This window comes from Streptomyces sp. NBC_00461 (assembly GCF_036013935.1).
Lineage (GTDB): Bacteria > Actinomycetota > Actinomycetes > Streptomycetales > Streptomycetaceae > Streptomyces.
The window spans coordinates 9,989,391-10,009,666 of record NZ_CP107902.1; the positions used below are offsets into that span (position 1 = coordinate 9,989,391).

Genomic DNA, 20,276 nt, shown 5'->3' on the forward strand with positions numbered 1-20,276 from the left:
CCCGCGCGGCGGTCGGGGCCCTTCGCGCACCGGCTCAGGGGTGCGCGGTCAACTGGAACCTCTGTGCGGCCGATCCGTCACAGGCCCGCTGGGTGAGCTGAACGCCGTCGGCCGCGGTCGCGGCCGCGCTCAGGCACTTGCCACTGTGCCGCGCGACGAGGTGATAGCGGCCGCTCGGCTCCCGCACAGGCTGCCACTGCTGGTTCTGCCCGCCGGACCAGGACCACAGCTGCAGGGGCGCGCCCTCCGCCGTCGACCGGCCGGTGACGTCGACGACCTGCTGCGGATTGCCCCGAGCGGTGATCCGGAAGTAGCCGCCGTCGGTGGCGCGGAACTGGTACTGCTGTGCGCCGGTGTCGTTGCACGTGTACTGCTGGATCGCGGTCCCGTTTGCGGTTTCGGCGGAACGCGCGTCGGCACAGGTGCCGTTCGCGTCATTGCGGACGCTGTACCAGGAGGTCTCGGAGACCGGGCCGGCCGGCGGCTGGGTGCTGTCCGCACCGCCGAGCCATCTCAGCCCGTCGAGCAGGAAGCGGTTCTGCGTCGCGCTCGCGAACGTCGAGGACAGGGTGGTGTTGGTGTTGTAGTCCATCGCGTTGTGGCCGAAGTTGGCGTACAGCATCCGGTACTTCGTGTTCGTCCACAGGATCGGGTAGTAGCCGCTGTACCAGGACTGGTTCGGGTCGGTGCCGAGCGGGAAGCTGCTCGGGTCGACCGAGGCGAGGATCTTGATGTCGGGGTTCTGTCGCAGGTCGTTCGACCAGCTGTACCACTCGCTGACGGACGAGGTGAACGTGGCCGGCAGGCTCTTCGTCGCGGGATGCGTGTGGTCCTCGACCCGTAGGACCGCGGTGGTCGGCCCCCAGGTGTTGGACTTGAAGTCGCCGCTGCCGAGGAACTGGTCGTGATACCAGGGCCAGCTCTGCGCGTCGGTGGTGAAGGCGGAGACGTGGAAGCCCATCCAGGCCCCGCCGCCGCGCATGTAGTTCTCGAATCCGGCGCGTTGGGCGGCGGTCTGCGGCAGGTCGTCGAGGAACAGGACGACTTGGTAGCCGTTGACTCCGCCGTTCGCGAGCAGGTCCCAGTTGTTGCTCGCCGTGTAGGTGAAGCCGTTCTGCGCGGCCTGCTCGGGGAACCAGGTGTTGGCCTCGTGGACGAAGCTGATGTGCGCCGCGTCCCAGGTGCCGTTGTAGAGGGCGAGCACCTTGAACGGCTGTGCGGCCGGGGCGGCTTGGGCGCGTGGCGCGGACAGTCCCGTCAGCAGGATCGCCAGGAGGACCAGGATGCGTACGGCGCCGGATCTGATGGCATGCATCGGATGAGATCTCCCGTCCGGTTCAGGGGTAGCTGACGAGGTCGGCCACGTTCGTGGACGAGTTGGACGGTCCGCCGCGGTCGTTGACGACGTGACGGATGGTGCCCTTGCCGCCGAGCGACACGGTGACCATGTCGGTGAAGCGGACGTTCGGGTTGTCCGGAGCCTCGATGGCGTGCTCGGCCGTCACACCCGGGTCGGAGCTGAAGTAGCAGTAGCTGCCGAAGCCGTGGACCTGGTGGCTGGTGACGGAGTTCGCCACCTTGTAGGCGGCGTAGCCCTGGGTGGAGCCGTTCATCCAGGCCGCCTGATTCGGCGGGTCGTAGGGCATTTCGTTCTGGTAGAAGTACGTGCGGCCGCCGTTGCCGTTCCAGATCGTCTGGTGCTTCTGGTAGTGCTCGACGAACAGGCCGTACATCGTCACGTCGTCGCCGTTGACCACGAGCCCGGTGTCGGCGGTGTTGCTCGTCCAGCCGACTCCGCCGCCGTGGTCCGCGCGCCAGATCCACAGGTGGTCGCCGATGACGTCGTCGCTGTTCACGGTCAGGCTGGTGGTGGCCTTGCCGACGCCCGCGCCGCCGACGCGGAAGAACACGTCGTGCAGGGAGCTGGGGTCGGCGCCGTGGTCCGCCGACGAACCGCTCGGGCCCATCTCCAGCAGCTGCGCGGAGTTGGTGGTGCCCGCGTCGATCAGCAGCCCGGCGAGCTGCACTCCGTCGACGTCGGCGACGGTCAGGGCGGTGACGCCGTTGTCCGGAACGAGCGTGGCCAGTCCCAGGCCGAGCACCACCGTGTCCGGCTTGGTCACCTTGAGCGTCTGGGAGAGGTGGTAGACACCCGGCGTGATCAGCAGGTGCTTGCCCGCCTCCAGCGCGTCGTTCATCTGCGCGGCCGTCGCACCGGGCTTGACGATGAAGAAGTCGGACAGCGGAAGCGAGGTTCCCTCAGGAGTGCCCGAACTCCAGCTCACGCCACTGGAGTTGGTGCGTGACGCCGGCACGAACACCTTCCAGGCGCCGGCCGAGTCGACGTACAGGAACGGCTTCTCCCGGGTGACCGGGCTCTGCGCCACCGTCGTGTACGGCGGGTTGGGGAAGCTGGTGGCGGGCACGCCCTTGCTGCCGACGAAGACCATGTTCCAGTTGGAGCCGGTCCAGCTGCCGAGCTGGGAGTTGCGGGTGAGCCACTGCTGCTGCGAGCCCGACCGGACCTGCCCGTCGACCTCGGTGTCGGCCATGTACCCGCCGCTGGACCAACCGCCGTCGTCGAGCTGGAGGTTGCCCCGCAGATGGATACGCCGGTACGGCGCCGCCTGGGAGACGGCCCACCGGTCGGTGCCGGAGGCCGGGGTGACGGACAGGTTCTCCGCCGAACGCCAGAAGTTCTGGGTGGCGTTGCCCTGGAACCAGTCGGCCTCCGCGTGCACCGCGCCCCGGATGGTCACGTCGTCGGGGGACAGGCCGAGACCGGCGACCTGCGTGTAGAAGCCCACGTTGGCGTCGGCGTCGTAGGTGCCCGGCTTGAAGAGGAACGCCTTGCGGGCGGTGCCGAACTGGTTGGTCTCCTGCTGCGCGAACGCGGCATTGAGGCTGCTCTGGACCGTGGCGGCCGGGGTCGACGGGTCGAAGACGGTGACGTTCGGCCCCAAGTCCGGTGTGCCGGGCGGCTGTTGGGCATCGACGGGATTGACGTAGAACGACTGCGCGGTGCTCGCGTTGCAGGCGTACTGCTGGAGCTGGACACTGTCCGCGGTGGAGGCGGACGGCACGTCGAGGCACTTGCCGCTGTTGCGGTTGACGAAGTGGTAGGCGCCGTCCTCCTCGGGGACCGCCTGCCACTGCTGGTTGGCGCCGCCGCCGTACGTCCACAGCTGCACGGGCGCGCTGTCCGCCGTGGAGACGTCGGTGACGTCCCAGACCTTGGCCGGGTCGGCCCGGTTGCCGATCTGGACGCGGCCGTCGGAGGCGTCCTGGAAGCGCCACTGCTGGGCCTGTCCCGCGTTGCACGCGTACTGCTGTACGGCGGTCCCGTCGGCGGTACCGGCGCCGCGGGCGTCGACACACTTGCCGCTGCCCTTGTTGACGACGGTGGCCCAGCTCGTGGGCAGTGTCGCCGCCTGGGCGCCCTGTGCGGTGTGCGGCAGGACGGCGGCGAGACCGGTGCCGGTCGCGGCGAGCGCGAAGGCGGTGAGCAGGATGCGCAGGCGGCGGCTGCCGGTGGTTCTCGTGGATCCGGGCACGGCTGTCTCCCATTGCGGGTGGGGGGTGGGAAGTGCGTACGTCCGGGGCGGAGTTCAGCCGGTGTACTGGGCGAAGACGCGCGTGTAGTCCCAGGCCTGCTGGCCGACGCCGGAGCAGCTGTCGGCGGGGCCGCCCGTGCACGGCCGGTCGCGGTTGGCGGACCAGAAGGTGAGCCGGGCCAGATGGTGCTGCTGGGCGTAGCCGAGGATGGTGCGGAAGTCGGCGACGGTGACCTTCTCGTTCTGGTCCGTGATCCCGTTCATGGAGGAGATGCCCATGGTCCGGTAGGCCTGGTCGTCGCCGTAGCCGTAGGCACTCCGGAGCGCGGACTTCAGCCCCTCGGCGGCCTGCTTGGTGAGCGTGCCCATGTTCTTGCCCGCCCCGCCGAAGTCGAACGGCATGACGGCCCAGGCGTCGACGGACAGCCCGGACGAGGCCGCCCGCCTGATCAGGCTCGTGTCGGGTCCGCTCTGGTCCGTGCCGATGGTGATGTACACCTTCAGCCCGGGGTTCTTCGCCTTCACGGTCTTCAGCGCGTCCACCGTGCGCTGCTGCACGGTCGGGTTGCTGTAGGCGTCGGCCTCGATGTCGATGTCGATCGCCTTCAGGCCGTAGGCGTCGACGACCTTCTGGTACGCGCCCGCCAGTTCCCCGGAGTTGGAGCAGGAGCTCTCCAGCTTGTTGCCGCTGTAGCCGCCGAAGGAGGGGATGACGTCACCGCCGTTGCCGCGCACGGTGTTGACGGTCCGCTGGTCGACCCCGCCGGTCAGCGGTCGACTGCCGTCCCACTGCGGATTGCAGTGTCCGTTGCTGAGGACGAAGGCGAGCGTGAACCACTTGACGCCGGTGGCGTTGGTCACGGTGGTGGGATCGGGCGGGCTGCCCCAGCCGTTGTAGAGGTATGGCGCGACGGCCATCGGGGCGGGCGCGGCGGCCCCTGCGGGCGAGACGGCGAGGGCACTGGCGGACAGGGCGCACAGGGCTATGGCGATGCCGCCGCGCAACACGCTGGTGCGGGTGGGGGGTTGGGCGTTCATGAGGGGGGATCACAGCCTTTCGTCGGCCGCGGACGGTGGGGGTGGAGGCAGCACGCCCCGTTCACATGACTGAACTTGGGGCGTACTCGTGAAGCGGTGTGACCGGGAACCTAAAGGTCTGAACCAAACACGTCAAGAGATGAAGCCGCAGTGACACGAGTCCGCTTCATCTCTTCAAGAAATGAGCGGTGGCGGGACCCCTTCATCGGAGTCCCGCCACCGCTTTCGTTGTATCGATCCGCCTGCCCCTGAACCGCTACGCCGTGCGAAGGGTCCGCTTCGCCAGCTCGAACGCGGGGAGCATCGCCCGGTGTTCCCCGTCGTCCAGCCCTCCGAGGTGCAGGACGACCGGTCCGCGCGCGGTGGTGACGGCGAGGGCGTGCTCCTGCTTGGTCTCGTCCAGGAGCTCGCTCGTGTACTGGTACTCCACCTCGACGCCGTCGAGGTCGCCCGCCGTGAAGGTGCGGTACTCAGCCCTGCTCGCACCGTCCTCGGCCGCCACGAAGGCCTTCAGTACGGTGCGTGCGTCGTCGGCGCCCGGTTCGCCGGTCCAGACGCGGAGGAAGCCGATGTTGCCCGCGGGCTTGGCGTCGACCTCACACGCCGCCGTGACCGGGCCCTGGCGGAGGAGAGCGGCCGCGATGTCGGAGCCGAGGTCGCCGGAGTCCCCCGTACCGTCGCCCGAGGCTGCCTCGGCATCGACGGCCTTCGCCTTCCAGTTCCTGGCGATGTCGAAGGTGACGGGCAGTTCGCAGGCCGAGCCCGGCGCCCCGATCGTCGTACCCCTCTCGGCGGCTTTCGCGCCTGGGCCGGACGAGTCCGCCGTCGCCGGTGTGCTCGCCCGTGTCCCCCCGCCCGACGTCTCGGCACAGCCTGTCAACACCCCGGCCAGCAAGGCCGCATGGACCAGCCTCAGCCGTGTGTTCCCCGCCCCGACCGGCATGTGCCGTCTCCTCTCGATCAGGCAGGACACGATATCCGAGCGCCGGCGGAGGGCCCCGCTGGCAGGATGGGCGGGTGGCCTCGCTGACCTTCGACGACTACTGTCACGCAATCGTCTCCCAGACCGACCTGCTCAGAAGCCGGATCCGAGGGGCCGACACGGCCACTCCGGTGTCCACCTGCCCGGGCTGGGACCTCGGCCGGCTGCTGCGGCACGTGGGCGGAGACCATCGATGGGCCGAAGAGGTCGTACGGACGAGGGCCGTCGAACCCGTCCCCGGCGACGGCGTCGACGATCCCGCCGCATACGCGCATGTGGGCGACGACGAGCCGGCCGACTGGCTCGGCGCAGGAGCCGCTCGGCTCAGTGCGACTCTGCGCGGTGCCGGGCCCGTTGCGCAGGTCTGGACGCCGGCCCACGAACAGTCGACGGCGTTGTTCTGGGCCCGGAGGATGACCCACGAGACCGCCGTCCACCGCGCCGACGCCGCACTGGCGACCGGCGCCGAGTTCCCGCTCGACGACCGCATCGCGGTCGACGCGGTGGAGGAGTGGCTGGAGTTCTCGACCGTCCCCGAGGCCTACGAACCCGGACCGCAAGCACCCGGCCTGCTCGGTGCACGCCGTACGCTGCGGTTCCAGGCACCGGGCAGCGGCGACTGGCTGGTCGACCTGACCGGCGACCGGCCGGCCTGGAGGCCGTGGTCCGCGGAGGCCGCGGAGGCCACCGTGACCGTACGCGGACCGGTGACGGACCTGCTTCTGTTCCTCTATCGCCGCCCCGCGCCTGCCGTCGAGACCCGAGGCGACACGGAACTGCTCGAACTGTGGCTCACGCGCACCGGGTTCTGGCTGGAGGCGTAGAAGGCGCGGAACGCTGACGGCAGTTGTGGTCGGACGATCATGGGACGCCTGGATACGGGCGTGGCGCAGGACACGCGGCAGGGCGGATTGCCCGAGGTGCGCGGCTGGCCAGGATAAGGCTCGCCTCGCGGACGCGCCCCACGAGCAAGTGATCCGCATCTCGGCGGCACCGCCACGATCCTGCCCACTCGGGTTCAGCCGGCGACAACTCCTGCCTTACGGCCCCGTACCGCCCAGGCGCGCGCCCGCAGTGCGATCGTGCCGTCCGGGTGAACCGGCACCCGCTCGCGCAACGCCTCCCGCAGCCGGTCCCGGGCTGTCGGGGCGAGCGAGGCCACATAGCCGGGTGCGGGGCCCTGGCCGGCCAGGAACGGATCCCACAGGTCGGCGAAGTCGGTGAAGAGGGTGGGGACTTCGACGGGGGTGACCTCCACGTCGACCAGGTCGGCCTCGCTCCACAGCCGTCGTAGCGGGGCCGGGTGGCAGAGCGGGAATCGGTGGCCCTCGTCCAGCGCCGCCCCCGACGTCGGATCGACCGTCGTCACGGCGTCCCAGAAGTGCCGTAGGAACTCCATGCGTTCGGCGTAGTCCCATACGTATGCGGCGACCAGCCCGCCCGGCGTCACCACGCGCGCGGCCTCGGCGACCGCGGCGCCGGGCGCGGGGAGGAAGTTCAGGACCAGCCCGCTGACGGCCACGTCCACCGCGCCGTTGCGCACCGGCAGAGCCAGCGCGTCAGCTGTCGCGAAGTGGGTCGGCGGGGACGTGGCCGCGCGGGCCGCCGCCACGAATCCCGCGGACCGCTCCACGCCGAGCAGCGTCCGCGGCCGGCAGCGAGTCGCCACCGCCGCGGTCAACGCGCCGCAACCGCAGCCGATGTCCAGCCAGCGCGCCCCCGGCCCGCAGCCCAGCCAGGTCAGGAACCGGTCGGCGACCACTCGGCTCCATCGCCCCATGTACCGCTCGTAGGCGATCCCGGCGGTCCACACGTCGAAGTCCCGTTCGGCCACGATTCCACTGTGCCGCGCGGCCCGAGACCGCGCCACGCGTGGGCGCTCGGGGGCACGCGCTTTCTGAGAGGTTCCTATGAATCTGTGAGGCGGCTGAACACACCGGTGGCGCCGTCCGTATGTGGCGAGGGATTTGTATGCCCGACCGCCGTGATCCGTAGGAGAACTCTCGTGGGACGCAACACGCGCAGACGCCCGACAGGCCCACGCCGCGCAACCTTTGCGGCATTCGCGCTGATGCTGGGCGGAGGCGGGTTGGTGGCGGCCAATGTCTACGCCTCGGCGACGGAAGGCGGTTCGGGTACGGAGGGAGCGCAGACGCGCAGCGCCGCCGGCACCATCGACTGCCCTGACGTCGGCAGCAAGTTGACGCAGGTCCCGGACCAGGCACGGGGCGACGTCGACAAGGAACTCGCCTCGATGGACCAGCAGATAGCCGAGGCCTACCAGCGGCTGCAGGCGGCGACGCCGGAGCAGCGCCAGGACGGTGACTACACCGACGACACGGTCATGAAGCCGCTGAAGGAGAAGCGGAGCGAGAGCCTCGACCGCATCGGCGACGCGATGGACCAGGCCGGCCGGCGTCCCGACGGGCTCGACTCCATGGCGGACTGCTCGATGCGGGCCTGGAACAACCAGAACGGCGGCCAGAACGGTGGCCAGGACGCGGGTGGTTCCCAGAACGGCCAGCAGCAGGGGCAGGGCGGCCAGCAGAACGGGGACGGCCAGCAGAACGGCGGTGGCCAGCAGGGTGGCAACGGCGGCCAGGCCGGCAACGGGCCGGTTGCTGCGGACTACCAGGACATCAACACCGTCCAGCCCAACTCCTCGGCGCCGGACCTGAATTCGTTCGCCTCGAAGGGCACCTTCACCACCAGCTGCGGCGTGAACGCGGGCGGTCTGTTCAACTCCGACAACGTGATCGTCGCCCCTGGTGTCACCAACGGCGCGCACCACTTCCACGACTACGTCGGCAACCAGTCCAACAACGCCTTCGCCAGCGACGACGACCTCGCCAAGGCCGACACGAGCTGCGAGAACCCCGGCGACAAGTCCACGTACTACTGGCCGGTGGTGCGCCTGCAGAACGGCAGCCAGGAGCAGGACGCCGACAAGCCCGGCGGCGGGATCGAGGGCAACGCCGGTGAGATCGTCACGCCCAAGCAGGTCACGCTGACGTTCATCGGCAACCAGCGCAGCCAGGTCACGGAGATGCCCCGACTGCTGCGCATCATCACCGGCGACGCCAAGGCGTTCGTCAACGGCCCGGGCAACGCCAACGCCTCGTGGAGCTGCACCGGGTTCGAGGACCGGCAGCTCAAGGACAAGTACCCGCTGTGCCCGCAGGGCAGTGACGTGGTCCGCACCTTCAAGTTCCAGAGCTGCTGGGACGGCCGCAACATCGACAGCGCCAACCACCGCACCCACGTGGCCTTCGAGGACGCCGCCGGCAACTGCTCGAACGGCTTCAAGGCCATCCCGCAGCTGGTCCAGCGCATCGTCTACGACGTCAAGGCGCCGAGTCTGCAGGACGGCGGCCGTACGACCCCGCTGTTCGCGGTGGACTCCTTCCCGGAGCAGCTGCACAAGCCGGTCACCGATCACGGCGACTTCATCAACGTGTTCGACGAGAACCTCATGAAGGAGGTCGTGTCCTGCATCAACGGCGGCCGTGCGTGCGGTGCCGGCACGAACGAGGACCCGGGTTCGGACGACGGAGCGACCCAGCAGCCGACTGACAAGCCGACTGACAAGCCGACTGACAAGCCGACCGAGAAGCCGACCGACCAGCCCACCGCTCAGCCCACCGAGGACCCCACCACGCCGCCCGCCGGTGACGACAACGGGAACTCGGGCAACGGGAACTCGGGCAACGGCAATTCGGGCGACGGGTCGGGCAAGGGCAACTCCGGCAACGGGTCGGGCGACCAGACCGCGCAGCCCACGACCGCCGCGCCGGAGACCACACAGCCGGCGGGCGACGACGCGCCCACGCTGTCGAGCACGACGGAACCCCGCGTCTACGCGTCGTCCAAGGCATCCCGGAGCGCCGCGGGCGCGCCGCAACAGGGCGCCTCGTCCGACGACAGCTCCACCCAGGCCCAGGCGGCAGGCGGGAACGACGACGCTTCCGCCGCCGGCCAGACCGAACCGCAGGCGGTCCAGGGCGGGCTGGCGGAGACCGGCACGACCCTGTGGCCCGCCCTGGCCGGCACGGTCCTGCTGGTCGCAGGTCTGTTCCTGCTCACCCGCACACGGCGCCGTTACGTGCGCTGACGCGAAGGGGCGCTCGGACCAACCTCCCGGTCCGGGCGCCCGTCCGCGTTCGGGCCTGCCCGCGCGAGGCCCTACCGCTCGGACCGGCGGCTCGTGTGCTCGGAGCGTCTGACCCTCTCGCTGACGTCGGCCTCGACCTCGTTGCGAGGTGTTCCCGTTTCCTTCGCGTACTCGGTGACCGAGGTCTGTGCCTCGCGGGCCAGATCCCGCCAGGCACGCAAGGCGGTCTCGTACGTGTCGGTCTGCTGTCCGGGCCAGCCGCCCTGCTGGGTCGGGGGGCCGTACGAGCGGCGCAGCTCCTCGACCCTGTGGTGCGCCTGGTCGGCTGCGCGCTGCTTCTCCACCAGCTCGTCGAAATGATGTGTCACGCAAATGGAGCATATGCGGGCATTTGCGATTTCGCACGCCGGGCCGAGGCCGCAGCCTGAGCGGATGAGCCTCAGCCCTGCCGGGACTTAGCCCTGCCGGGCCTCAGTCCTGCCGGTCCAGCACCTCGCCGAGCAGTTCCCGCGCGGTGTCCAGTGCCGCGGCGCGGTCCGTCGGCACCAGGCCGATCCGGGTGCGGCGGTCGAGTACGTCGGCCTCGTCGAGCGCGCCCTCGTGGCGCACCGCCCACAGCAGCTCGGCCGCGGTCACCGGGTGTCCCGGCAGGACCCGCTCGCCGAGCCGGGGGTCGTGCTCGCCGAGCGCGAGGACGGCCGACGCCTCGGTGCCGTAGCGCCGTACCAGGTGGCGCGGTGCCGGCAGCGCGTCGAGGGCGCGAGGGGACGCGGCGCCGACGAGCGGCAGCGATGCGGTGGGGGAGGGGCCCGCGGTGAGGTGACGGCCCGCGACGGCGGCGTCCACCGCGTCCTCGGCCATGCGCCGGTACGTGGTGAGCTTGCCGCCGACCACCGTGATCACGCCCTCGGACGAGGTGAGCACCGCGTGCCGGCGGGAGATGTCGGCTGTCCTGGCCGTGGCGCCGGAGCCGGCCTCCGGTGTCGTGTCCAGCAGCGGGCGCAGCCCCGCGAAGGCGCCGACGACGTCCTGGCGCCGGACCGGGATGTTCAGGACCGAGCCGAGGACGTCGAGCAGGAAGCCGATGTCCGTCTCGGGGACCTCCGGCACATCGGGGATGTCGCCCTCGACGGGTTCGTCGGTGAGGCCGACGTACACGCGGCCGTCGCCCTGCGGCAGGACGAGGACGAAGCGGTTGGTCTCCCCGGGGATGGGGATGTGCAGGCCGGCCGGGACGGGGCCGAGGTCCTCCGCACGCAGGATGAGGTGCGTGCCGCGCGAGGGCCGAATGCGGATGCCGTCGACCAGTCCGCCCGCCCAGACGCCCGAGGCGTTGATCACCGCGCGGGCCCGGATCTCGCCCTCCTCGCCGGTGAGTTCGTCACGGACGCGGGCGCCGGAGCCGGTGAGTTCCAGCGCCCTGACGCGGGTCAGGATCCGTGCACCGTGAGCGGCCGCGGTGCGCGCGACGGCGGTCACCAGACGCGCGTCGTCGACGAGCCGCCCGTCCCAGGACAGCAGGCCGCCGCGCAGGCCGTCGGTGCGCAGGGCGGGGGCGAGATGGCGGGTCTCCACCGCGGACAGCCGGCGCGGCGCCGGCAGCGTGGCCCGCGCCGTACGGGCCGTCACACGCAGCGCGTCACCGGCCCGGAACCCCGCCCAGGCCAGCGCTGCCTGGCCCCGGCCGACCAGCGGAGTCAGGGGCAGGACGAACGGCTGCGCGCGCACCAGATGGGGTGCCGTGCGCTCCATCAGCACCCCCCGCTCGACCGCGCTCTCGTGGGCGACGTCGAACTGCGCGGAGGCGAGGTAGCGCAACCCGCCGTGGATCAGCTTGCTGCTCCAGCGGGAGGTGCCGAAGGCCAGGTCGTGGGCGTCGACGGCGACGACACTCAGCCCGCGGGCGGCCGCGTCCAGCGCGGCCCCCGCTCCGGTGGCGCCGAGCCCGACGACGAGGACGTCCACGGCCGGGCCGCCGACGGTCTCGGTCAGCTCGCGCGAACGCCGGGCGGCGGACAGGGACGATCCGGCGGCGGGGCTGTGGCTCATGGGGTGAGGGTCCTCTCCAGGATGGAGCGCAGCTCCGTGAGGAAGGCCGCGGAGTCCAGTTCCGCGTCGTCCTCGTCGGTCATGGTCCGCAGGGACAGGGTGAAGGACTGGACGATCAGCAGCAGGGAGCGGGCCTGGCGCTCGGGGTGGCCCGCCCGGACCGATCCGTCGGCGTGTCCTTCCTTCAGGCCGTCCGCCAGCAGCTCCAGGAGCGCGATCTGGCTCGCGCCGCGGCGGTCCAGCACATAGGGCAGGAGCAGCTCGGGATCGACGTCGACGATCTTCCGGAAGAGGGGATGGGCGCGGAACGAGTCCACCCCGGCCACGAGCCCGTCCACGAGCAGGCCGCGCGCGTCCGCCCCCGGCCGGCGCTCGGGTATCGCCCGGGTGGCCACCTCGACCCACTCCCGGGTCATCAGGTCACCGACGAGGGTGCGCACATCGGGCCAGCGCCGGTACAGCGTCATCCGGGAGACGCCCGCGCGGCGGGCCACGTCGGTGAGCGTCGTACGACGGACCCCGACGGCCAGGACGCAGTCCCGCACCGCGTCGAGCACCGCATCACTGTCCGAGCTGTTGTGACGAATAGGCGTCATGTGTCACAGTGTAACGTCTCGGCGCCCCACGGCGTCGCCAGGAGACGGAATCGCTCGAATCGACCGGTGAGGACGACAGTCATGGACATGCTGTGGAGTGGCTGGGGCGATCCGGCCAAGGCGGCGCCGCTGCCCGACACGGTGATCGGGCTGTTGCGCGATCTGCTCGGCGTCAAGCCGCGCAGCGCCGAGCCGGTCGGCCTCGTGGACATCGCTGTTGCGGAGGGGCAGTTGGAGCCTGCCGCGCACCACGCCCTCGCGGCCGCCGTGGGCGGCGAGGAGTACGTGCGCACCGACGCCGAGACCCGGATCCGGCACACCCGCGGCAAGTCCACCCCGGACCTGCTGCGCATCCGGGAGGGCGACACCGCGGACGCCCCGGCGGCCGTGCTGCTCCCGGCCGGCCACGAAGAGATCGTCGCCGTGCTGCGCGCGTGCGCCGAACACGGCCTGGCGCTCGTCCCGTTCGGCGGCGGCACCTCCGTCGTCGGTGGCCTCGCTCCCGCGCGGGGCACGTTCGTCGCCCTGGACCTGCGGCGCATGGACGGCCTGCTCGCCCTCGACCCGGTCTCTCGCACCGCCACCCTGCAACCGGGCCTGCGCGCCCCGCAGGCCGAGGCGCTGCTCGCCGAACACGGCTTCACCCTTGGCCACTTCCCCCAGTCCTACGAGTGGGCCACCATCGGCGGATTCGCCGCCACCCGCTCCAGCGGCCAGGCGAGCGCCGGTTACGGCCGCTTCGACGAGATGGTCCTCGGTCTCACCCTCGCCACCCCCGAGGGCACCATCGACACGGGCCGCGCCCCGCGCTCGGCGGCCGGCCCCGACCTGCGCCAGCTCGTCCTCGGCTCCGAGGGGGCCTTCGGCGTCATCACCGCCGTGACGCTCCGCGTCCACCCCGTCCCGCAGATCCGGGTCTACGAAGGCTGGCGCTTCGCCTCCTTCGAGGAAGGGTCCGCGGCCCTGCGCAGACTCGCCCAGGACGGGCCGCGCCCGACCGTGCTGCGCCTGTCCGACGAGACGGAGACCCTGATCGGCCTCGCCCGGCCCGACGCCATCGGAGCGGCCGACGCCCCGACTGCCGTCGGCTGCACGGCTATCGCCGGCTACGAAGGCACAGAGGAGGACACCTCGTACCGCCGGGAACGCGCCGCGGCCGTCCTGCGCGAGTGCGGCGGCACCCCCCTGGGCGAGGAGCCGGGCGCACACTGGGCCCACGGCCGCTACTCGGCCCCCTATCTGCGCGACGCCCTGCTCGACGCGGGCGCCTTCGCCGAGACACTGGAGACCGCGGCCTACTGGTCCCGCATCCCGGAGCTGTACGCCGCCGTGCGCGACGCGCTCACCACGACCCTCACCGAGGCCGGCACCCCGCCCCTGGTCATGTGCCACATCTCCCACGTCTACGAGAACGGCGCCTCGCTGTACTTCACCGTCGTCTCGGCGCAGGGCGAGGACCCCGTCGCGCACTGGACGCCGGCCAAGCACGCCGCCAACGAAGCGATCCTCGCCGCGGGCGGCACGATCACCCACCACCACGGAGTGGGCACCGACCACCGCGACTGGTACGTCCGCGAGGCCGGCCCGCTGGCCGTCGACGCGCTGCGTGCCGTCAAGCGGCGACTGGATCCGGTGGGACTGCTGAACCCCGGCGTGCTCCTGCCCCTCGACGACTGACCCGGCACCTCGTCAACCCCTGCCCGGCACCATCGACCCGTCCGCCCCGGAGGCACACCGATGCGACAGTTCACCGCCGTCGTCAACCCCACCGCGGGCGGATCCACGTCGGCCGCCGCGCTGCTCGCCGTGGCCCGGCTGCTGCGCGAGGCGGGCGCCGAGCTGCAGACCGAGTACAGCCGCAGCCTGGCCCACGCCCAGGAACTCGCCCGGCATGCCGGACAACAGGGCCGCGTCGTGCTCGCCGTCGGCGGGGACGGCATCGCGGGCGGCATCGGCGGCGCCCTCAGCGGCACCGGCTCCGTACTCGGCCTGGTCCCCGCGGGCCGCGGCAACGACTTCGCCCGAGCTCTCGAACTCCCCACACAACCCCCGGCGTTGGCCAAGGTGCTGCTCCATCACGAGCCGCGCCCGGTCGACACCATCGAGGTCGAGTCGGCCACCCACGACCGCACCGTCGTCCTCGGCAGCGTGTACGCCGGCGTCGACGCCCTCGCCAACCGCCACGCCAACCACGCGAAACTCCTGCGCGGCGCCGCCTCCTACTACGCCGGCGGCCTGCGCGCCGTCACCACCTGGCGGCCCGCCCGCTACCGCGTCACCGTCGACGGCGTGACACACCAGCACACCGGCTACACCGTGGTGGCCGCCAACTCCGGCTACTACGGCTCAGGACGCCTCATCGCCCCCGCCGCGCGCGTGGACGACGGCCTGCTGGACGTGGTGATGATCAGCGAGGCGCCCCGGCGGCTCTTCTTCACCCTGATGAACGAACTCAGGACGGGCACCCACGTCGACCGGCCGCAGGTGCGCATCCTGCGCGGCAGGGAGATCAGCATCTCCGCAGACCGTGACGTGCCCTACGGCGCCGACGGAGAGGTCGAGGCCGTCCTGCCCGTCACGGTCAGAGTCCTGCCCGGAGCGCTGCGCGTGCTGTGCTGAGCGCCCGGTTCAGCCGAGGTTCCCGGTCCGGGCCTCACGCCACAGGTCGACACCCCCGTCGGTGAGGTACTTGTCGATCTCGGTCAGCTCCTCGGAGCTGAAGTCGAGGTTGTCCAGCGCGGCGACGTTCTGCTCCAACTGCTCCGTGCGCGAAGCGCCGATGACCAGCGACGTGACCCGCTCGTCCCGCAGCGCCCAGGCGAGCGCCATCTGCGCCAGGGTCTGCCCGCGCCGCGCCGCGATGTCGTTGAGCGCCCGCAGCCGGCCCAGCATGTCCTCCGACAGCCACGCCGTGTCGAACGACGTGCCCGCCGCGGCCCGCGAACCCTCGGGCACGCCGCCGAGATAACGCCCGGTCAGCAGCCCCTGGGCGAGCGCGGTGAACCCGATGACCCCGAAACCCTCCTCCTGGGCGGCGTCCAGCAGACCGTCGGTCTCGATCCAGCGGTTGAGCATGTTGTACGACGGCTGGTGGATGAGCAGCGGAGTACCCAGGTCACGCAGGATCGCGGCGGCCTCACGGGTGCGCTCGGCGTCGTACGAGGAGATGCCGACGTAGAGGGCCTTGCCCTGGCGCACCGCCGTGTCGAGCGCGCCCATCGTCTCCTCCAGCGGGGTGCCGGCGTCGAGACGGTGGGAGTAGAAGATGTCGACGTAGTCCAGGCCCGTGCGCCGCAACGACTGGTCGAGCGAGGCGAGCATGTACTTGCGGGATCCGCCGCCCTGACCGTACGGGCCGGGCCACATGTCCCAGCCGGCCTTGGTGGAGACCACCAGCTCGTCGCGGTACGGCGCGAGGTCCTGCTTCATCAGCCGCCCGAAGTTGATCTCCGCGGAGCCGTACGGCGGACCGTAGTTGTTCGCCAGGTCGTGATGGGTGATCCCGAGGTCGAACGCGTGCAGGGCGATCTCGCGCTGGGTCTCGAAGGGCCGGTCGTCCCCGAAGTTGTGCCAGTAACCCAGGGAGAGAAGGGGGAGGTCGAGGCCCGAACGTCCGGTGCGCCGGTAGCGCATGGTGCCGTTGTAACGCTCGGGATCTGCGAGGTGGCTCATGGGGCACACTGTGCTCGCGCACGATTCTGAAGTCCAACAACTCCCTTTCATCGGATTCAGCGGTGTCTTCTCTGAATCGGCTCTGAATCGGGTCGGCATCGGGTCGGCATCGGCTCTGAGTAGGGTGCGGGGTGTGCCCACCCTGCTGATCGTGCATCACACGCCCTCGCCCCACTGCCAGGCCCTGCTGGAGGCCGTCGTCTCCGGCGCGACCGCACCCGAGATCGAGGGTGTCGAGGTCGTGCGGCGGGCGGCACTGGCGGCCACGGCGTCCGACGTCCTGGCCGCCGACGCGTATCTGCTCGGCACCCCGGCCAACATCGGCTACATGTCCGGAGCCCTCAAGCATTTCTTCGACCAGATCTACTACCCGTGTCTGGACGCCACTCAGGGCCGCCCCTTCGGTTACTACGTGCACGGCGGCAGCGACGTCACGGGCGCGGTGCGGGGGATCGAGACGATCACCACCGGTCTCGGCTGGCGGGCCGCCGCCAAGCCCGTCACCGTGACCGGGCAGCCGGCCCGCTCAGACATCGAGGCATGCTGGGAACTGGGCGCGACCCTCGCCGCCGGACTGCTGGACTGACCGAGCCGAAGGCATCGTCGAAGGCAGGGGCCCGGCGAGACGCAGGTCACATTCGTGTGTGTCACATCGGGCCGAGCCGTGCCGTCAGAGAGGTGTAGGCAACGACGACGACACTGGAGCACACCATGGAAGCTCGCCTGAACCTCTTTGAGAACGCGGTCGCGACCAAGGTCTTCCGGCACCTCAACTCGGCGGGCAAGGCCGTCTCGGATTCGACGCTGCCGCACGCCACGCAGGAGCTCGTGAAGCTCCGTGCCAGCCAGATCAACGGCTGCGGCATGTGCACCGACATGCACACCAAGGACGCGCTGGCCGCCGGGGAGGACCCGCAGCGACTGCACCTGGTCGCGGTCTGGCGCGAGGCGAAGGTGTTCACCGAGGCCGAGCGCGCCGCCCTGGAACTGGCGGAGCAGGGCACCCGCATCGCCGACGCGGCGGGCGGCGTCACGGACGAGGCCTGGGCCAACGCCGCCAAGCACTACGACGAGGACCAGCTCGCCGCCCTCGTGACCATCATTGCCCTGATCAACATGTACAACCGCTTCAACGTGATCGTTCAGCAGCCCGCCGGCGACTACCAGCCGGGCATGTTCGGCTGACGCGCGGCACCCGACGACACGCACGGGCCGGGCGGTCTCCCCGCCCGGGCCGTTCAGCCGCGCCACGGACGGCCGCCGACCTCATGCCCGGGGCCACGTGCGCATTTCGCGCCCCTTATGCTCCTCGCCATGAACGAGGGGGACACCGACAGACGGGTCGTCGACGGCCGTTTCGAGCTTCAGGCCCGGCTCGGTGGTGGCGGAATGGGCACGGTGTGGCGCGCCCGCGACCTGCTGCTGCACCGCAGCGTGGCCGTCAAGGAGGTCCGGCCCGCCGACCCGGACCTCGCCGAGTACGACCCGGACTCGGCACGGATGCTGCGGGAGCGGGTGCTGCGCGAGGCCCGCGCCCTGGCCCGCGTCCAGCATCCCAACGTCGTGACGATCCATCACATCGTCGACGGCGGCGAGGGCACCTACCCGTGGATCGTCATGGAACTCGTCGAGGGCGGTTCCCTCGCCGACCGGCTGGCCCGCGGCCCCCTGAAGCCCGCCGAGGCCGCTCGCACGGGTCGCGGAGTCCTCGACGCGCTGCGCGCCGCGCACGACGCGGGCGTCCAGCACCGCGACGTGAAACCCGCCAACGTGCTGCTGCGCACCGACGGCCGGCCGGTCCTCACCGACTTCGGCATCGCCGCGATCCGTGATGCCACCGCGCTGACGGCCACCGGATCGATCATCGGCACCGCCGACTTCATGGCCCCGGAGCGCGTCACGGGCGGCGACGGCGGACCCGCGTCGGACCTGTGGTCGCTGGCGATGATGCTGTACGTGGCCGTCGAGGGGCGGCATCCGCTGCGGCGCGGAACGACCCTGGCCACCCTGGCCGCCGTACTCCACGAGGACGTACCCCCGCCCGTGCAGGCCGGGCCGCTGACTCCCGTACTGGCCCGTGTGCTCGTCCGTGATCCCGCGGCGCGTCCGGACGCGGAGACCGTCGACCGGCTGCTGGCGGCCACGGCAGAGGCCGGCGACGAACCCACGGTCACCTCGTATCCCCTGGCGCCCCCGCGGAACGCCGCCTCGGTCCCGGTCCCTGATCCCTCCGACACCGTGATGCCCCGCCCCGACGCCCGACGAACGCTGCGGGCAGCGCTCGCCGCGGTGGCGGTCGGTGCCGTGCTGGCGGGCGGAGTTGTGTGGGTGGCCCTGTCGGGCGGCGACGGCGACCATACGGCGGCGCCGACGGGCAAGGACCGCCGGACGCACCGGGCAGGTTCGAGTCCCACCGCCTCGACTTCACCCCCTTCGGCCACAGTGACCGGCTCGACCGCCAAGGCCGGCAACCTGCTCACCCCGAACGGCATTCGGACGGTGATCAAGGCTCTGGAGGAAGCATCGGGAAGCGACAGCTTCGGTGACTTCTACATCTATCCGGACCACGCGTCGGCCGCGATGATGGTGGACGGCAGCCGGACCCACTACGTCGACTACGACTACCGCGCCGGCAGCGGGGCGGAGCAGGGAATCATCAAGGGCACCTTGTCCAGCGACACGGAGCCGGTGAGCCTGAAGAACTTCCGATGGGACGCCGTGCCCGCCCTGTTCGCCCGAGCCGAGAAGGAACTGAAGGTCGACAAGCCGACATCCCGGTACCTGGTCGTGAAGCAGCCGGACAACGTCTTCGGTACCCCGGCCGGAATGGCCGTCTATCTGAGCCACGATTTCAATGGCGGCGGCTACCTGGAGGCGGACACCCTGGGCAAGGTGAGGAGGGTGGTGCCGGCCGACGGTTGAGCCGTTCGGCCGGATGCAGCAGCCGGAAGAGCTTCACTCCGCGCACCGGGCAAGGCTTGGCCTGCACGATCGGCCTGCCATGGGAGACCTGATGCCCCTTCGCTCCGCCCCGGCCCGCTCCTTCCGCCTCCGTTCCCGGCTGCGCGCGACCTGTGTCGTCGCCGTCTGCGTGACAGCGCTCGGCCAGGCACCCGCGAGTACCGCCGCCGCTCCCGCACCGCGCGACGCCGACCTGCGCGACCAGCTGGAGCAGCTCGTGCACGCCCCGGGCGGACCGCCCGGAGTGATCGCAGTGCTGCGTCGGGACGGTAGGAGCGAGGTCGTGAGCGCGGGCGTCGCCGACCTTGCCACGGGCCGTCGCCCGAGCCCCGACGACCACATGCGCATCGCCAGCACGGCGAAGGCCTTCAGCGGAGCGGTGGCACTGAGCCTGGTCGACCGGCACGCCCTGCGCCTGGACGAGACCCTGGGCGAGCGGCTGCCACAACTGCCCAGCGCCTGGCACCAGGTCACCCTGAGACAACTCCTCAACCACACCAGCGGCCTGCCGGACTTCACGGAGTCCGCCGAGTTCCTGAGCATCCTCGCGGCCGACCCGCACCACCACTTCGACTCCCGCCACCTGCTCGACTTCGTCGCCGACCGGCCCCTCAACTTCCCCCCGGGCACCGAGTACCGCTACTCCAACTCCGACAACATCGCCGTCGCCCTGATGGCGGAGGCGGCGACCCGCACCCCGTACGAGCAACTGCTGCGCACGCTGGTCTACCGGCCGTTGAAGCTGCGGAACACCAGCCTTCCCCAGGACTGGCGGATCCCCGCGCCCTATCTGCACGGCTATGACGTGACCCCGCCCGAGCCCCCGGAGGATGTCAGCGAGGCCCTCAGCGCCTCCGGTTCCTGGGCGTCGGGCGGCATCATCTCCACGCCCGCCGACATGACCCGCTTCATCCGCGGCTACGCCGGCGGTGCGCTCTACGGCAGAAACGTCGTCCGCGAGCAACGGCGCTGGATCGAGGGCGCGTCCGAACCCGCGGGCCCCGGCGCCAACATGGCGGGTCTCGCCATCTTCCGTTACGCGACCCGGTGCGGCGTGGTGCTCGGGCACACCGGCAACTTTCCCGGATACACCCAGCTGATCGCCGCCACCCCCGACGGCCGCCGGTCCCTGACGTTCTCCGTCACCACCCAGATCAACCAGGAAATGAAGCCGGACCTGTTGAGCCGGCTGCGCTCGGTCCAGGAGAACTTCGTCTGCGCGCTGCTGAACCGGTCCGGCCACTGACGCGGCCTCGCATGCCGCGGCCATGACGAGGGAAGATGGGGCGGCAGGCGTTTTGGTCAACCGATGT

16 protein-coding genes and 1 pseudogene are annotated in these 20,276 nt (G+C 71.1%); 8 read left to right on the top strand and 9 right to left on the bottom strand.

Annotated elements, in window-relative coordinates; all coding sequences use genetic code 11:
- Window positions 1-34 precede the first annotated feature (34 nt).
- From OG870_RS46135 to OG870_RS46150, 4 genes and pseudogenes are all read right to left on the bottom strand, one after another.
- Window positions 35-1,315: a ThuA domain-containing protein gene (locus OG870_RS46135; RefSeq protein ID WP_327692230.1), complete on the bottom strand. Its 1,281-nt coding sequence runs from the start codon at window positions 1,313-1,315 to the stop codon at window positions 35-37.
- 22 nt (window positions 1,316-1,337) lie between these two features.
- Entirely contained in the window at window positions 1,338-3,554 is a 2,217-nt protein-coding gene (locus tag OG870_RS46140) for an RICIN domain-containing protein (protein ID WP_405623086.1), read from the bottom strand.
- A gap of 54 nt (window positions 3,555-3,608) precedes the next feature.
- Window positions 3,609-4,484: pseudogene (locus OG870_RS46145) on the bottom strand (chitinase); the annotation flags it as partial.
- A gap of 364 nt (window positions 4,485-4,848) precedes the next feature.
- Entirely contained in the window at window positions 4,849-5,535 is a 687-nt protein-coding gene (locus tag OG870_RS46150; RefSeq protein WP_266528139.1) for a lipoprotein, read from the bottom strand.
- A 74-nt stretch (window positions 5,536-5,609) separates the two neighbouring features.
- On the opposite strand from OG870_RS46150, the gene OG870_RS46155 reads away from it, so the two are divergent.
- Window positions 5,610-6,398 (top strand): maleylpyruvate isomerase family mycothiol-dependent enzyme, encoded by a 789-nt coding sequence (locus tag OG870_RS46155; RefSeq protein WP_327692231.1) that lies wholly within the window; start codon window positions 5,610-5,612, stop codon window positions 6,396-6,398.
- 194 nt (window positions 6,399-6,592) lie between these two features.
- Here the strand turns inward: OG870_RS46155 and OG870_RS46160 are convergent, their stop codons facing one another.
- Complete coding sequence (locus OG870_RS46160; RefSeq protein ID WP_266928170.1) at window positions 6,593-7,408, bottom strand: class I SAM-dependent methyltransferase; 816 nt, start codon at window positions 7,406-7,408, stop codon at window positions 6,593-6,595.
- A 171-nt stretch (window positions 7,409-7,579) separates the two neighbouring features.
- Here OG870_RS46160 and OG870_RS46165 point away from each other — a divergent pair, with 171 nt between their 5' ends.
- Window positions 7,580-9,685, top strand: a complete 2,106-nt coding sequence (locus OG870_RS46165) for a DUF1996 domain-containing protein (protein ID WP_327692232.1) — start codon at window positions 7,580-7,582, stop codon at window positions 9,683-9,685.
- A 71-nt stretch (window positions 9,686-9,756) separates the two neighbouring features.
- Here OG870_RS46165 and OG870_RS46170 read toward each other — a convergent pair whose 3' ends face one another.
- From OG870_RS46170 to OG870_RS46180, 3 genes are all read right to left on the bottom strand, one after another.
- On the bottom strand, window positions 9,757-10,053 hold the full coding sequence (locus OG870_RS46170) for a hypothetical protein (protein ID WP_266928166.1): 297 nt from the start codon (window positions 10,051-10,053) through the stop codon (window positions 9,757-9,759).
- A 103-nt stretch (window positions 10,054-10,156) separates the two neighbouring features.
- Window positions 10,157-11,734, bottom strand: coding sequence for a glycerol-3-phosphate dehydrogenase/oxidase (locus OG870_RS46175; protein WP_266928164.1), 1,578 nt, complete (start codon window positions 11,732-11,734; stop codon window positions 10,157-10,159).
- Window positions 11,731-12,330, bottom strand: a complete 600-nt coding sequence (locus OG870_RS46180) for a TetR/AcrR family transcriptional regulator (RefSeq protein ID WP_266528153.1) — start codon at window positions 12,328-12,330, stop codon at window positions 11,731-11,733. Before OG870_RS46180 ends, OG870_RS46175 begins: the two co-directional genes overlap by 4 nt.
- 81 nt (window positions 12,331-12,411) lie before the next feature.
- Here OG870_RS46180 and OG870_RS46185 point away from each other — a divergent pair, with 81 nt between their 5' ends.
- Both OG870_RS46185 and OG870_RS46190 read left to right on the top strand, forming a co-directional pair.
- Window positions 12,412-14,007, top strand: coding sequence for an FAD-binding oxidoreductase (locus tag OG870_RS46185; RefSeq protein WP_266928385.1), 1,596 nt, complete (start codon window positions 12,412-12,414; stop codon window positions 14,005-14,007).
- A 60-nt stretch (window positions 14,008-14,067) separates the two neighbouring features.
- Window positions 14,068-14,949 (top strand): YegS/Rv2252/BmrU family lipid kinase, encoded by an 882-nt coding sequence (locus OG870_RS46190; protein WP_266528155.1) that lies wholly within the window; start codon window positions 14,068-14,070, stop codon window positions 14,947-14,949.
- 9 nt (window positions 14,950-14,958) lie between these two features.
- Here the strand turns inward: OG870_RS46190 and mgrA are convergent, their stop codons facing one another.
- Window positions 14,959-16,002, bottom strand: a complete 1,044-nt coding sequence (gene mgrA, locus OG870_RS46195; RefSeq protein WP_327692233.1) for an L-glyceraldehyde 3-phosphate reductase — start codon at window positions 16,000-16,002, stop codon at window positions 14,959-14,961.
- Between the two features lie 133 nt (window positions 16,003-16,135).
- On the opposite strand from mgrA, the gene OG870_RS46200 reads away from it, so the two are divergent.
- The 4 genes from OG870_RS46200 to OG870_RS46215 all read left to right on the top strand — a co-directional run bounded on the left by OG870_RS46200 (window position 16,136) and on the right by OG870_RS46215 (window position 20,209).
- Window positions 16,136-16,588 carry a flavodoxin family protein gene (locus OG870_RS46200; protein WP_266528161.1) on the top strand — a complete coding sequence of 151 codons (453 nt, stop codon included), beginning with the start codon at window positions 16,136-16,138 and terminating at the stop codon, window positions 16,586-16,588.
- 125 nt (window positions 16,589-16,713) lie between these two features.
- The gene (locus OG870_RS46205; protein ID WP_266528164.1) at window positions 16,714-17,187 is read left to right on the top strand and encodes a carboxymuconolactone decarboxylase family protein; all 474 of its coding nucleotides are present in this window, start codon (window positions 16,714-16,716) and stop codon (window positions 17,185-17,187) included.
- Window positions 17,188-17,316: 129 nt separating this feature from the next.
- On the top strand, window positions 17,317-18,924 hold the full coding sequence (locus OG870_RS46210) for a serine/threonine-protein kinase (RefSeq protein ID WP_327692234.1): 1,608 nt from the start codon (window positions 17,317-17,319) through the stop codon (window positions 18,922-18,924).
- 91 nt (window positions 18,925-19,015) lie between these two features.
- A complete protein-coding gene (locus tag OG870_RS46215) occupies window positions 19,016-20,209 on the top strand; it encodes a serine hydrolase domain-containing protein (protein ID WP_266928156.1) in 1,194 nt (397 codons plus the stop codon).
- The last annotated feature ends 67 nt before the right edge of the window (window positions 20,210-20,276 follow it).